The 13,820-nt window shown below is 43.9% G+C and carries 17 protein-coding genes and 1 CRISPR repeat array; of the genes, 10 read left to right on the top strand and 7 right to left on the bottom strand.

Annotation, left to right across the window (positions count from 1 at the left end):
- Nucleotides 1–214 precede the first annotated feature (214 nt).
- From OCV29_RS23255 to OCV29_RS23235, 5 genes are all read left to right on the top strand, one after another.
- Nucleotides 215–694: a hypothetical protein gene (locus OCV29_RS23255; RefSeq protein ID WP_261887493.1), complete on the top strand. Its 480-nt coding sequence runs from the start codon at nucleotides 215–217 to the stop codon at nucleotides 692–694.
- A 7-nt stretch (nucleotides 695–701) separates the two neighbouring features.
- Nucleotides 702–1,436 carry a StbB family protein gene (gene stbB / locus OCV29_RS23250; RefSeq protein WP_261887492.1) on the top strand — a complete coding sequence of 245 codons (735 nt, stop codon included), beginning with the start codon at nucleotides 702–704 and terminating at the stop codon, nucleotides 1,434–1,436.
- On the top strand, nucleotides 1,429–1,833 hold the full coding sequence (locus OCV29_RS23245; RefSeq protein ID WP_261887491.1) for a hypothetical protein: 405 nt from the start codon (nucleotides 1,429–1,431) through the stop codon (nucleotides 1,831–1,833). The genes stbB and OCV29_RS23245 overlap by 8 nt, the downstream gene beginning before the upstream one ends.
- Nucleotides 1,834–1,877: 44 nt before the next feature.
- Entirely contained in the window at nucleotides 1,878–2,276 is a 399-nt protein-coding gene (locus OCV29_RS23240) for a helix-turn-helix domain-containing protein (protein WP_261887490.1), read from the top strand.
- Nucleotides 2,277–2,480: 204 nt separating this feature from the next.
- Complete coding sequence (locus tag OCV29_RS23235) at nucleotides 2,481–3,092, top strand: hypothetical protein (protein ID WP_261887489.1); 612 nt, start codon at nucleotides 2,481–2,483, stop codon at nucleotides 3,090–3,092.
- 91 nt (nucleotides 3,093–3,183) lie between these two features.
- Here OCV29_RS23235 and OCV29_RS23230 read toward each other — a convergent pair whose 3' ends face one another.
- On the bottom strand, nucleotides 3,184–3,786 hold the full coding sequence (locus OCV29_RS23230; RefSeq protein ID WP_261887488.1) for a hypothetical protein: 603 nt from the start codon (nucleotides 3,784–3,786) through the stop codon (nucleotides 3,184–3,186).
- Between the two features lie 286 nt (nucleotides 3,787–4,072).
- Between OCV29_RS23230 and OCV29_RS23225 the strand changes: the two genes are divergently transcribed.
- Together OCV29_RS23225 and OCV29_RS23220 are read left to right on the top strand one after the other, a co-directional pair.
- On the top strand, nucleotides 4,073–4,549 hold the full coding sequence (locus OCV29_RS23225) for a type VI secretion system PAAR protein (RefSeq protein WP_261887487.1): 477 nt from the start codon (nucleotides 4,073–4,075) through the stop codon (nucleotides 4,547–4,549).
- A gap of 5 nt (nucleotides 4,550–4,554) precedes the next feature.
- Entirely contained in the window at nucleotides 4,555–5,349 is a 795-nt protein-coding gene (locus OCV29_RS23220; RefSeq protein ID WP_261887486.1) for a hypothetical protein, read from the top strand.
- A 477-nt stretch (nucleotides 5,350–5,826) separates the two neighbouring features.
- On the opposite strand, the gene OCV29_RS23215 is transcribed toward OCV29_RS23220, so the two are convergent.
- Both OCV29_RS23215 and OCV29_RS23210 read right to left on the bottom strand, forming a co-directional pair.
- A complete protein-coding gene (locus OCV29_RS23215; RefSeq protein WP_261887485.1) occupies nucleotides 5,827–7,497 on the bottom strand; it encodes a class I SAM-dependent methyltransferase in 1,671 nt (556 codons plus the stop codon).
- A gap of 114 nt (nucleotides 7,498–7,611) precedes the next feature.
- Nucleotides 7,612–7,848, bottom strand: a complete 237-nt coding sequence (locus OCV29_RS23210) for a hypothetical protein (RefSeq protein WP_261887484.1) — start codon at nucleotides 7,846–7,848, stop codon at nucleotides 7,612–7,614.
- On the opposite strand from OCV29_RS23210, the gene OCV29_RS23205 reads away from it, so the two are divergent.
- From OCV29_RS23205 to OCV29_RS23195, 3 genes are all read left to right on the top strand, one after another.
- Nucleotides 7,847–8,203, top strand: a complete 357-nt coding sequence (locus OCV29_RS23205) for a hypothetical protein (protein ID WP_261887483.1) — start codon at nucleotides 7,847–7,849, stop codon at nucleotides 8,201–8,203. The genes OCV29_RS23210 and OCV29_RS23205 overlap by 2 nt on opposite strands.
- A 79-nt stretch (nucleotides 8,204–8,282) precedes the next feature.
- Nucleotides 8,283–8,426 carry a hypothetical protein gene (locus OCV29_RS23200; RefSeq protein ID WP_261887482.1) on the top strand — a complete coding sequence of 48 codons (144 nt, stop codon included), beginning with the start codon at nucleotides 8,283–8,285 and terminating at the stop codon, nucleotides 8,424–8,426.
- Nucleotides 8,427–8,730: 304 nt separating this feature from the next.
- Entirely contained in the window at nucleotides 8,731–9,288 is a 558-nt protein-coding gene (locus OCV29_RS23195; RefSeq protein WP_261887481.1) for a hypothetical protein, read from the top strand.
- 754 nt (nucleotides 9,289–10,042) lie between these two features.
- On the opposite strand, the gene OCV29_RS23190 is transcribed toward OCV29_RS23195, so the two are convergent.
- The 4 genes from OCV29_RS23190 to OCV29_RS23175 form a co-directional block, all read right to left on the bottom strand.
- On the bottom strand, nucleotides 10,043–10,312 hold the full coding sequence (locus OCV29_RS23190) for a hypothetical protein (protein WP_261887480.1): 270 nt from the start codon (nucleotides 10,310–10,312) through the stop codon (nucleotides 10,043–10,045).
- Between the two features lie 514 nt (nucleotides 10,313–10,826).
- Nucleotides 10,827–11,174: a hypothetical protein gene (locus tag OCV29_RS23185; protein ID WP_261887479.1), complete on the bottom strand. Its 348-nt coding sequence runs from the start codon at nucleotides 11,172–11,174 to the stop codon at nucleotides 10,827–10,829.
- Between the two features lie 188 nt (nucleotides 11,175–11,362).
- Nucleotides 11,363–11,739: direct repeats of the CRISPR family, unit length 35 nt; unit sequence GTCGGAAGACGCTGGCCGAGACAGGCCGTTAGGAC.
- A 132-nt stretch (nucleotides 11,740–11,871) separates the two neighbouring features.
- Nucleotides 11,872–13,044 carry a ParB/RepB/Spo0J family partition protein gene (locus OCV29_RS23180; protein WP_261887478.1) on the bottom strand — a complete coding sequence of 391 codons (1,173 nt, stop codon included), beginning with the start codon at nucleotides 13,042–13,044 and terminating at the stop codon, nucleotides 11,872–11,874.
- Complete coding sequence (locus tag OCV29_RS23175) at nucleotides 13,041–13,820, bottom strand: ParA family protein (RefSeq protein WP_261887477.1); 780 nt, start codon at nucleotides 13,818–13,820, stop codon at nucleotides 13,041–13,043. The genes OCV29_RS23180 and OCV29_RS23175 overlap by 4 nt, the downstream gene beginning before the upstream one ends.

Raw genomic sequence — 13,820 nt, 5'->3', positions numbered from 1 at the left:
GCACGCGAAAGTATACTTTCGACAACGTGCTTCACTTATTTTGTTATGTCAGAATGACATTGTTTTATCGGCTGAAAGTCTTGAATTAATCGTTTATTCATCGTGTAATTATCTACAGAAAAACGGACGAAATTATATTTATCCGGAGATTGTCATAAATAAATCCAGATAAAATCGTGAACATCTCGTGATATAAACAAGGCGATATTAATTCATGAATATCGGGCAAAGAAAAGAATATGTTATCAGCCATATAAAAGCAGATATAGACAGTGGAGAATTCACTTTAAGATCAATATTTATCCGCTATTTACCAGAGATTGAAATATTAAAGCAGAACGGTATTTGTTACACCCGGTTCTACAAAATGGCAGATTTGGGGATCAGCCTGAAACATTTTCAGGACTTAATCCGGCACGCAAAAGCAAAACAGCAGGTACAGCCGCCTTCAGCCAAAAAAGCGGCTCTGGCTCCTTGTCTGCAACCGGAAGTCAACGCAACGACACCCCAAGCGACAGCCAGTGAGTGGCGACTGATATTCAGTGATATTCCGGACCGGCTGATCGCCGATCTGACAACAGCCGGTCTTACCCCTGAACAGGTCAGAGTACTAATCAGAGCCGGAACGCTCAATAACACCAGAGAGCTCAGACACTATCTGAATGAAATCATCAGACAAAAGCACATCGTATAGGAAGAACATGAATTTTTTAAAAATAGCCGTGCTGAATAACTCCGGAAACGTCGGAAAAAGCACCATTTGCAGCATATTCCTTCAACGCCGCATCGCAAACGCTGAACTGATTTGTGTTGAAACCATCAACACCGGCAGTAACAGCGATCATCAGGTTTCATCAAAAGATATGATTGGTGTATTTCAGCACATCGACGCCTCAGACGTCGCGATTATTGATGTCGGTTCATCCAATATCGAAGGGTTTATTCAGGGCATGCGGGAGAACACCGGCGCGCATGAAGATATCGATCTGTATCTGGTTCCGGTGACCCCGGAAAACAAGCAGCAAAAAGACACCTGTAATACGATCGATGAGTTGCTTGATCTGGGGGTGCCGGATGACAGAATCATCCTGCTTCTGAACCGGGTGGATCACAGCTTTAGTCTGGAACACCAGTTTAAAACTCTGGTCAGCGCTGACATAATGACATCGCTGACATGCAGCAATTTAGATGAGTGTATCACCATTCCGGACAGTGATATTTTCAGCCTGATCGAGCGGTTAGGAACCACCTATCATGACACGCTCACCGATCGCACCGATTACCGTCAGGCAATCCGCGACGCCGATTCAAAGCAGGCCCGTTCTGTTTTGTCTTTAAAGAAATCCTGCCAGCGGCTGGTGAAGTCCTTTGATGAAAAGCTGAATATTGAGTATCTCAAACTGCAGCAGCAACTTGAGCGGCTCAATCATGGCTGATGACAACAGAGTCGATATGTCTTCATTAGTGAAACAGCTCACCGTTGAAGAGATTGAAGAAATCAGGGAAGCGGTTCATTCACTGGATGAAACCATCCGGCAAATTCCCAAAGAACTGGACGGGTCCTTTCAGAGCAAAATCAACCGGATTCTTGATATCACTTCAGATGTGGAAGCGCAGTCAAGAGCGCTGAGAAAGCAATCCGAGCTGAATCAGCAAGGTGAGTTCAGTCCTCAACTCAACACGGCGCTAAATGAGATCAGCCAGCAGCTTGAAATCATCAGCGCCCAAAGCATCCAGACCAGTCCGCACGATATCAGCAAAATGATAATGACGTCTTTATTCAGTGCTTCTCTGACTGCAGTCATTTTCTATCTGCTTGTGATTTGGTTGTAAGCCGTCATTCAGCCCGTTCAAAATACCGGTTCAAAGAGAAGCATATGCCAGAATTCAAACATCATCAGTTAACCCGTTCTGATATTCAGACTGTCTATCAGAATACTGGCAGTCTTACCGCCATGGCTGAAGTATTAAACATTTCCTACCCGACCGCTTCAGCGTGGGCCAAACGGTTTGGCATCCGAATCAAGCGCCGGGGTTACACCCCACCCCATCAGCCAATTACCGGCTTACAATGCCGGGCCGCGAGAGAATTCTTAAAGCTCACCCGTGATTGTTTTTGTGCGGAATCCGGCGTCAGTAAAACAGCCCTGCGCAATTTTGAATCTGGCCGGTCGTCAGTTCGCGACAAGACCATGAAAAAGATTATGGGATTGTTTGGACGTTATGGGATTGAATTTGTGGAGGATGGGACGTTTAAAATCGGATTTTATAAATAAATGAAGATGAATGTGAGCTAAGAGCAAATAATTTACCCATCATTTACCCGGGAGTGATGGTAATTTTGACGTATAATTAAACAAGTTAAAATACTTATATTTACGGATATCATAAATAAATTAACGATATCAACACCAATCAAATAATTAAACTTACAATCAAAACTTTATATTAATCTAAATATCCATAAGGAAAGGTGTGATATGAAGAGAGAACTTATAGCGGCTATTGTTGGCGGTGTATTGACCAGCGCCTCAACATTTGGATTTGATATTATTAAGTCCAAATATTTAAAACTTGATGACCCACTATCAAAAAGTGTTATTGAGTTAACACATATTAGTAAAGAGTTAACATTGGAGCAAAAATCATTGAATGAAAAAGTTAATTCTGTTGTCGATAAGTCACAGATTCCCGATCAGATAAAAGTCGAGATTGGTGATATTGTTACCAGAGTTAATAATATTGTGCAGACAACGGCTCTTTTCGAGTCCAAATCTCGTGATGTGGTAAATATGGCATCTGAGATAAAAAACAGAACTGAAAATTTAAACTACAATGAGAATGCTGATCTAGTATTGCCTTTAAATAAAGCCGTTAGTATCTGTGGTAATGTGAATACCCTGGCGGTAATAACGAATTCATTACATAGTAAAACATACATAAATTTAAATAGCACCACTTACAATTTAACCGTAGGACGTGAATATAAATTCACCTCTCCAGTGGGGAAAAGTTTTCTCAGTTATCTGGGTAAGACTGGAGAATTATATAAATTCAGACTTGTTTGTAATACTCATGATAAAAAAGCATAACGTTCTGTAGTATAAAAGTTTTCATATACAAAATAGCATGATCTACATCCCGTCACCGGTCCTCACCGGTGACGCAAAATTACCCGAGACGCTACCCCACACATCCCCGAAATTCAGATCCAACCAGCCTGACACCATGCCGGTGAATATGAAAAACCGCGTAGCGGGTGGCGCTGCTCCCCTGCTCTGCCACTAACCGGCAGGCTTCCATTGCTGAATCCCGGTGTTTGAACGGAGGAATTCCCGGAATCACACTAAAATCATCCTCACCACAGCAGCAACAGATCATATGGAAATCCTGAACCAATGCCGGAGTCACCGGCGCTTTAGCGGGTTGATTGTTTTCCGGGCGCTTGCTGACAGATAAATGTTCCAGTCCGGGTAATAGCTCCCGCCGGGAAGTGACGCAAAGATTGCAATATCCCATCAGTGATATCGCGTCAGCTTCAGAGTCACAATCATGTAACAGGTACGCCGCTTCTTCATCGAATGTTCCGTAAACCGACCATGTAAAGATGTCGGTTTCAGGTTCACAATCACAATAGCGTTCAATATAGGGCTTGCCCTGCTCGTCTGTCAGCTGGCACACCGGGTGATATTCAATGTACGAAATCCGGGTCCAGTCCGGTTTTTCACCGACTCTGAATCCATTCCATCCCTCAGCAAGAATGCGTGAAATATTATCGAAAAACATGTTCTATCCTCTTCAGATAAGGCCGGAGCCAATCCCCGGCCGTTTGTGTGTTGATGATGTGTATTATCACAAGATCTAATTTACTTGTCAAATTGACAATTAAAATATTTTTGCATGCAAAAAAGTATTTAAAGAAAACACTATAAATTTATATCCAACTCCATATTCAACAATGTTAAATATGGAAGAAAAACCTCGTTCAGAGCATAAAAAACTAAACACATATAAACATGTATGATATCTATACAAAAATCAAAAAGAAAAAGCTTGGGGAATAATTACTATTATGGGCAATGCCGTCAAAGTTGGAAATATCGGTTCAGATCATGATGGTTTTCCTCCAACACCAGTAACAGCAGGCTCGCCTACGGTCAAATTTGACGGTATACCAGCGGCCAGAGTAGGTGACCCACTTGCTCCTCATAGTAAACCAAAACATCCACCACATCCCCGTTCCATATCTTCAGGTTCATCGACAGTGATGATAGATGGCAAACCAGCTTCCATGACAGGGTGTTCTGTGAGTTGTGGTGGTACGCTTATTGGTGGAGGGACTGTAAATATAGGCGATCAAGTCGATAGCCCTCCCCCCAAAAAAATCGTCTCATCACTGGTTTTATTCGACCGGCATATTTCTTTTTCATCTCCGGTCAAATTCCGGATTTTTAATGAAAAAAAACAGTTATTAACTGCCGGTAACTCAGAAAAAACTTATACCGGAAAGCTTCCTGCTACTACAAAAATCAAAATTCATATAAGTTAAAAGCAATGGGTATAAAAAAAGAAGAAATCATCATCGACGGTAAAACGTATTGTTTTGAAACAGAGAACGGTAAGACCGAGCTGGTTATTGAATCTGAAGCAACAGATGAAAATTTGGATGATCCTCACAAGGTAGACGTCCCACCATTTTGGGTCATCGTCACTAAGTCTTCTGGGGCAATATTGTTTATATTAAAACATAGTGAAAATGAACACTTTCAGATAATGCATGCAGATGAGCTTTATGCTCTTCAGATTCAATGGTTTGAACCCCTGGCTGACAACTACCGGAAACTTATATTCACAAGCCTAAAAGAAAGTATAAAATCATCTTATAAAGTATTTACGTGGAATGATATTTATACATTTTCAGCCCAAGACAGATGGTCAATTTCTTTTCGCTCGGGAGGTTCTGGTGACTGGAAATCAGCTTCAGATGGAGCAGATGGATACATTCTGTCATTGATAAATGACAAACCATACTGGAGTGATGCTGTTGGACAAATTCCATTCGCTGTAGATACTTACCGGAGCACAAGATCCATTCCAGAGGTTATAAAAACCGGACACCGTTTTGCCACCGGTAGTCTGACAGATGCTGTATTTGGCAATAACGCAGATGCTACCAATACTTGGGATAACTATTTTGTATTGCGGGGGGCATTGTTTGCGAGTAAGAAATTTTCTTATGTTGAGATAGACTCTATCATAGGAAAGAAAACGGTCGAATTGATAAACAGGTATGACCCCGACAACCTCTCTAATGAAATTACAAAGGAACAGAGAGACAAATACTTATGATTTCCCGTCTAAAAACAGTACTGTTTTCTCTGTTCGCTTGTGTGACTTTTTTTGTCATCCATGATGTTTTGCTGAAAATATATACATTTTTATACCAACCACAGAGCCATAGTGCTGGATTGTCCTTTGTTTTTTTTACCTATGTATTTTTGATTGTTCCTGTTTTGTTTATTTATCCGCATATCAATAAACGATTCAGATTAATTTTAGTTATCTCATTATGTCTATACTGCATAACTTTCTGGGGTGGAACACATCCTCTTAGAACAGCATTATTACTAATCACATTCTTCTTTTCTCTGTTGTCATTTCATGGATATAAATATTTGTATTTGAATTACATCCAGCGACGATCAAAAAAATAAGGAGTTTTGGTGACTTTTCCTCCCTGAAAAGTCACTGGGCGCGCTCACCAGATTCAATTCTGGCAGGCCAAACCAATGAGCGCGCCCTGTCTCCCAAAAATTAAACCGCTTCTCAGGCCGCGATTAATTTAGGTAAATCCGCTTCATGGTGTGTCAGCTGCAAATTCGATTGAAAGCAGTGCACGGCTTCTGCCGCTTCAATCTCCAACTCATCACCGGCATGACCCGCAGACTTTAACCACCCTTTCAACCGGCCAAATTCCACATTGAGTCGCATGATAAAATCCTGATTAAATTTAATGTGCATATTGCCATTTTTAAACGCTTTCGCCTCAAAAAGTACAACCTCTTGGCCAAGTGAATGATTGTCATAACTGAACGCTTGTTTCTTATTACTCTCCCATAATCTTTGTTGTGCCTTTGGTGTTGCCGACGTATCAAAGCCAAGATTCTGCGCCACGGTCAGCAGGTCATTGATAAAGTCCGTCGCACTGTCAGACAAGTTATGATCCCGTTTTTCAAAAAAATAGTCAGAAGTAAAAATCCCTCCGGTGCGGGTCATCACCACCCGGTAATCCAGCTTGTACCGGTCCAGCTGTTTGGGTGTTCTGCAATAACGCCAGTCTTCCTCGCCAAAGGTTTTTTGATTCGAGCGATACAAAGCGATATTGGCTTTTTCAGTCATTCTCTCAACCAAATCGATCAGCTGACTATCAAAATACTGGTTCGCATTTTTAATACACCAAATCACAACCGCGTGTGCATTCTCCGCATTGAAATCGACATGGGTATAAGCAAATAACGTCTTCAGCAATCTTTCACGGCTGGCAACGCATAGCTTGCCGGTGATGGTATCCAGATTATGGAATAGCTCTTTCCAGTACAGATCTTTCAGTGAAGTAATCTTCTGTTTCAGTGCTTTCTGAATCCCTTCAATGCTGACATTCAGCTCATCCAGCAACATAGCATCCACTTCATTCAGCTTCAGGTAAGTGTGAATCAGCTTGTCCATATCGCGGTTATAGAGGCTTTCCAGCGTGCTGACGAATCCCTGATCTCTGATTAACTCAGAAGCCCCGGCAACATTTTGCTTCAGCTTTTGCTCTGAAAACAGATCTCTGGACCCATGTTCAGAACGTTTTGCGTCAAACTGAAAATGCTGTTCAAACCAGATTGAAAACGGATCAACAATACAGCGCTGCCGACGGTGAATACTGTAGTTTTGACGTGTCAGTCTGACTTTCACAATCTCTATTTTCGCTCTGGCCTGTCGTTCGCCAGCAGAAAAATCACCACTGAACATCACTTCCGCTTCAGCGGAACGGGCAGAGAGTGAATTTTCAATATCGGCATCCTCAGACCAGCGGGAAGGAATCACAAAATAAATGGTTTCGGCATTGGCTTCAGCAATGACTTTCATCACCCATTGCTTATATTCTGAATAAGGCGGATTGCAGAAAATCACATCCACTTTTTTATCAATCAGGGTTTGCTGATGAAAATCAGTGCCGACAACAAAGATATCTTTATCCAGTGTATTCAGCAGCGGCTTTGATTTTTCTATCGCAAATTTTTTACCTTCCGTCAGGCGGTTTAATGCTTTGCCGTTTCCCGCGCCAATATCGAGCACCGAACAGGTGACTTTGTCATCCGGCCGGGCGTAACAGCAATAGGTTGAAAACAGATCCTGATGAATACAATCCAGCATTTCATCCGTTGTCGGATACCATTCGAAATCCTGATTTGAAGATTTGAGTTGTTGAACCAGTGCAGTGACAGACATATTTTATCTCCTTCAGATAAGGCCGGAGCCAATCCCCGGCCGTGTCTCATTGGGTTAACTTAAATTTGGTTTGCTTATCCTGAGATCAGCGTTTTTTGCATGCAAAAATGGTTGTTAATGGTTTGCCTCGCGGCTCAGTTCCGTCAGGGCCTTTATCCCCTGCCATGATTTATAACGCGCTTCCACTTCACTGAGTGTGTAAAAAAACGATGCGCCTGATGTTCTCCATGCCCAGACCGAAGCATTGCTGGTATACATTTCCCAGCCGAAAGATGTTTTCAGTAACGTCATTTCATGGCCACGATTCACACATTTGTATTCGATGCCTTCACGGATGACTTCAATCATCATGCCCTCCAAAGGTTTGAACATTGGCTTTAAAAATATCATTCACTGGAGAGCCTTTGATTCCAAAGCAAACGCTTTGGTCGCTGCCAGGGGAGTTAGTGTCAGTTTTTTCCGGGTATTGATGGGGCATCATGGTCCTCCTTTGTTATTGAATATCACTCACCGGAGCCGCCTGACTGTTCTGACTGCTGTCAGGTTCACGGCGACCAGGGCGCGAAGCGGCGCAGCCTCCCTTGTCGCCGGGGTTCTGAAAGAGGACAGTCACAGGAAGAAAGCGGCCCGGTGTGGGATAGACAGCGGAAGGAAGAATGGGCCGGTCAACCCGGAAAAATTACTGACACTTCTCCCCGGGCAGTGAAACCCGGCAAATCGTCAGATGCGCAGCGGCCGGAACGGTCGCGGAGAAAGCCCTGTCGTGACCCGCAGGGCCGGGACCCATGAGAAACGCCGGCCATTGGCATTCTCCGGCGGTGCGGGTTCGCAGAAACCGTTCAGCCGGAAAGGAATGCCGGGCGTCGTTTTTCATTGGCCCGGTTTCACTAGCGAAGCAAGGCAAAGCCGCAGAAGAGCATGTGAAATAGGGCAGGTTCCCGGCTTCCGAATAATCTGAATATGTGTATAAATTTTCGGTTTTCTTTATTACCCAGAGAGTCGATGTATATAAGCGAATCAAATAACCCTATACACACGTACTTCAGTGGATTTGTAAAACTGTTTTTTAAGCATACGGTGCTGAAAATCTGACTATTCGTCCCTGTATATTTTTTTAATAATCAAAATTGAAAGATATGAAATTGATATTGGTAGTATGAATATTAATTTAGTTGTACTAAATTTTTACCCACCAATAAGCATTACTTTGCATATTCATTTAAGGGGATAGTAATGGATCATTTAAATATCATATCGATTGTTATGGATTGTTTAAATATCATATCGATTGTTATAGCCATATTTGCTCTTTATATTAGTAGATTGACCTACTTAGCGTTGAGAAAGCAGACTGTTGTTAATGAAAAAGATGCTACTGTCAATGAAAACAATTCAAAAGCTATGCTTTTTATACAAATGAGGGATAAGTATTCAAAGATTTACGCAAATTTTCCTACAGATAATAAAGATTTCGAATATGAAATATACCAGCATGAACTTAAAGAATATTGGATAAATTCATTCAATGAGTGGTATATAACAAATAAAGTTTGCCCATCATACAAGCTTTGGGATCAATTCTATGAAAGTGCTATCAAGAAAACACTCCGTAAGTCTGCCTTTAAAGAAGCACTCTATTATATGAACGAGGAAGACTTCTCATTTGGTTCTGACAGCTTAAAAGATGAGTTCTTTAAGGCAATTGAATTCGACAAGCAACCATCCCCAGGTGACCCCAAGATGCAGGATTCAGTGTTTCATCAACAACTTCAGTTCAATGAAAATAATTGAAGGAATGATGATGCCTTTCGAAGTGATTTGACGCAGAAATGAAGTTGTTGATGAGCTCCTGCTCTGCGTTACTGATTTTCGACGTAGAATAATTATGATTGCCCTCTTTTTCTTATAAAGAAGGCGAGTCTTGCTCAGAAACCCATCAATTCTTGCTGAAGATGCAGATTGATTGCGCTGAACCAAACGTCAGCTATCATCTCACCTAAGTAGCGTTTCCTGCATGAAAACCATGCACACTCCCCTTAACGCTTTGAATCAACACCAGAATCGATGATATAATCACCACTTGTCTGACGAGATCGGCAATTGGCCGATCCCCTCTGAAAACAGCCAAAATATGGGGTTTTTACATGTATATTTATACAGATCGGCCAATTCGCCCTTCTCAGCCCTTATGTATCAAGGCCTCCAGAGGGCGCTGTCGGAAGACACTGGCCGAAACAGGCCGTTAGGACACCGGAGCAACCCGGATAGAATAAACTGCTTCCAGTCGGAAGACACTGGCCGAAACAGGCCGTTAGGACATTGGTCGCTATCAGCACCACCTGAATAGCTTGTCGGAAGACACAGGCCAAATGAACCATCAAAACAGAAAGCCCCCGGATCACATCACGTATCCGGGGGCTTTTTTCTGATAAGCTTCAGCTCCAGTGGCTATTTGGTTGGAACACAGATTCGCTTCCCGGAACCGAACGTCGCGGCCAGCCACAGCCCGGATACTTTCCTACCCCAAAATCATCAAAACTGCTTTTTAATCCGGGAGCAGGACAAAAATCCAGGAAGGATTTTTGAGGTTTTCTGAGCCAGGGATGGCGAATAAAACCACTCCGGCCAGCGCGCACCCAAAAGGCGTTTTCGCCCGTTTTCCGCCCTGAAAATGGGCTGGGGCGCGTGCAGCAAAAGTCACTTGAATCAGAAAAACGAAACAGCGCACCAAACCCACCACACGGTTAAAATCTTCCGGAAAAAACCAAACATCAGAACAGATCGGCCAGACGCCACAGTTTCCAATGAAAACCATGCACACTCCCCTTAACGCTTTGAATCAACACCAGAATCGATGATATAATCACCACTTGTCTGATGAGATCGGCAATTGGCCGATCCCCTCTGAAAACAGCCAAAATATGGGGTTTTTACATGTATATTTATACAGATCGGCCAATTCGCCCTTCTCAGCCCTTATGTATCAAGGCCTCCAGAGGGCGCTGTCGGAAGACGCTGGCCGAGACAGGCCGTTAGGACCCTCCTTCTATTAAATATAAAAAGTGAATTAAAGTGTCGGAAGACGCTGGCCGAGACAGGCCGTTAGGACCGTGTACCTTTAACTATCTTGAAAACTTCATCAGTCGGAAGACGCTGGCCGAGACAGGCCGTTAGGACATTGATTTGAGTTTTGATAATTCGTCATCAGAGTCGGAAGACACTGGCCGAATGAACCATAAAAACAGAAAGCCCCCGGATAACATCACGTATCCGGGGGCATTTTCCTGATAAGTTTCAGCTCCAGTGACTATTTGGCTTGGAACACAGATTCACTTCCCCGAATCAGACGAGCACGGCCAACCGCAGTACGGATACTTTCCCGCCCCAAAATCATCAAAACTGCTTTTTAATCCCGAATCAGGACAAAAATCCCCGGAAGGATTTTTGAGGTTTTCTGAGCCAGGGATGGCGAATAAAACCGCTCCGGACAGCGCGCACCCAAAAGGCGTTTTCGCCCGTTTTCCGCCCTGAAAATGGGCTGGGGCGCGTGCAGCAAAAGCCACTTGGATCAGAACAACGAAACAGCGCACCAATTCATCCACACGGTTAAAATCTTCCGGAAAAAACCAAACATCAAAATAGATCGGCCAGACCCCGCAATTTCCAATGAAAACCATGCACACTCCCCTTAACGCTTTGAATCAACACCAGAATTGATGATATAATCACCACTCGTCTGATGAGATCGGCAATTGGCCGATCCCCTCTGAAAACAGCCAAAATATGGGGTTTTTACATGTATATTTATACAGATCGGCCAATTCGCCCTTCTCAGCCCTTATATATCAAGGCCTCCAGAGGGCGCTGTCGGAAGACACTGGCCGAAACAGGCCGTTAGGACAAATTTAAACATGAGAACCTCCTTATGGTCTCTGTCGGAAGACACTGGCCGAAACAGGCCGTTAGGACTTTTTTCAAAATCAGTGTAAGTATACATAATATGTCGGAAGACACTGGCCGAAACAGGCCGTTAGGACAGTAAAATCGTGGCGACACCCAGCAACATGGATGGTCGGAAGACGCTGGCCGAGACAGGCCGTTAGGACAGTGGAACGTAGTCTGTGAGTGGCATTAAAGATGTCGGAAGACGCTGGCCGAAACAGGCCGTTAGGACCGTATAGTAGTTTCGCATTTCTTCACCTACAAAGTCGGAAGACACTGGCCGAGACAGGCCGTTAGGACTTTCGTTATTTGTCATGACTTTTAAACTGTCTGAGAAAACAAAAAGCCCCCGGATACGTGATGTGATCCGGGGGCTTTTTTTCCCTGATTAAATCGATGGATTCAAACAACCCAATTTTTGCATGCAAAAAATCAGAGTAACTGACGCGCTTTATCCGTCAAAGACCAATACACCTGATTGGTGCGTTTCTTCTCCTGCTGCACTTCCTGCGTGTTTTTATCGATGTAGATCTTATTTAAAAATCCATCTTTGGCTAAAGAATCCAGCGCTGCGTTGCTGTTCCCCAAATCGACACTACCAACAAAAGTCCGGAGAATTTCCGTCTGAAAATAAAGACTATCCTGATGACTGATCGCTTCCATCTCTGGTAATGGGGTTTTCTCACATAAATGAATCAACAACAGATAACGGGTCCCCAATACCCGGCGTTCGCCCGATGAAAACAGCGATTCAAGAATCTGGAATTTCTCGCGGGTTGCTTCCGGGTAAACCGAATCACCGGCTTCCCGCGCCTGATCAGTTTTACACGCTTTCGCTTTTGGCGTGGTTTTCTCTGCACTGTCCTGAGAGACTGCTTCATCCTGCTGCACCGCTTCCACCTCAGCGGTTGTCTGAAGAGATTCCGCTTCAGACGGCTCCAGCGGGTTCTTCAGGTTTTTATGTAATTTCTGGCATTCGGAGCGGCTGAGAGTTTCAGCATCACTTAACACCTGACGTACATAATCATCATCAATCGAGGCCGCTTTGCGCAGTGCATTAATCGAGTCGATATCACCTATTTTGCCCTGCTCATAGGCGGTTTTGATAAACTCCGGCGCATCGACACATTTGATATAAGAGCTGACCACCGCATTCGACATCTGGAAAACCGCGCCAATTGATTTGCGGCTTTCCCCTTCTTCCTCAATCGACCGGATAAACCCCGCCCCGATCTCAAACGGACTCAGATCAGCCCTGACCATATTTTCAGACAGCTGCTGCATCACAGTGCCGGCTTCACGAATAATACAATCCACATGCGTGAGCTGTTCGCTCTGCATAATTGCCCGCCAGCGACACTCACCTTTCTGAATACAGTAGCCTTTTGAATCCACCGCATTGACGATAATCGGCTCAATCTGTCCCTGAGTTTCAATGTTCACCTGAAGTTGATTCAGATATTCCGGTTTGAATTTTCCCCGCACCTGAGCCACAGAATAGATGTCTGACTTCGGAATTCTGACAATGGTTTCGCCATCTTCCAGACGCACTTCTGACTCATCAAATAATCCGTCCAGATCTGCCGCTGAAATTTTTCGTCTCATGAATCAGACTCCAGTCGGCGCTGAAATTCATCCAGAAAATCATTAAATCCGAACCGCTCGGCATGGCCCGGCATAAAATCACTCAGGCTTTTAGATTCAGAGGATGCTTCGGTCACTTTTACGGTTTTGTTTAACCGGGCTTCAAAAACCAGCTGGGTGTAATCGTTTCTCAGCTTGTTGATTTGTTCGGTCTGGTGATTATTTTTCTGGGTTTCGACCTGATTCAGCACAATCCCCAACACGTTCAGATTCGGGTTAATACGGCGCCGGATTTGGCGCACCGTTGTCATCAGTTCATCTACTGATTTCACCGATGATTTCTGCGCCTGAGAGATAATCAATACATGGTTGGCACCACACAATGCGGTATGTTGCTGCACACCAATCGACGGCGGACAATCCATAAAAATCATGTCGTACTCGCCGCTGTCAGCAATTTCATCAATCGCATCCAGAAAGTTCATCATATTATCGTGGCTGACATTGCCGAGCTTTTTGCAGGAACCAATCACATGCAGATATTCAGACTGAACATAAGGGCTGACATCTTTCTTCTCAAACATGTTCATCACGTTAGCAGGGTGTGTTCCGCTGAGAAAGTCAGCATTGTCTTTCAGCTCCGGCGCCAGAATCGAGCCAGCATCGTTCGAGGGGTCAAGGTCAATAACCAGCGTGCGCTTTTGCTTTGCAGCCATGTTCAGGGCCAGGTTGATCGTGACGGTTGTTTTCCCGACACCACCCTTCTGGTTTGCAACTGCAATTATGTGGGTTGTCAT

This window comes from Vibrio aerogenes (assembly GCF_024346755.1).
In the GTDB taxonomy this organism is placed as follows: Bacteria; Pseudomonadota; Gammaproteobacteria; order Enterobacterales; family Vibrionaceae; genus Vibrio; species Vibrio aerogenes.
The sequence above is the reverse complement of the archived record's forward strand: the minus strand, read 5'-3'. Positions and strand labels throughout refer to the sequence as shown.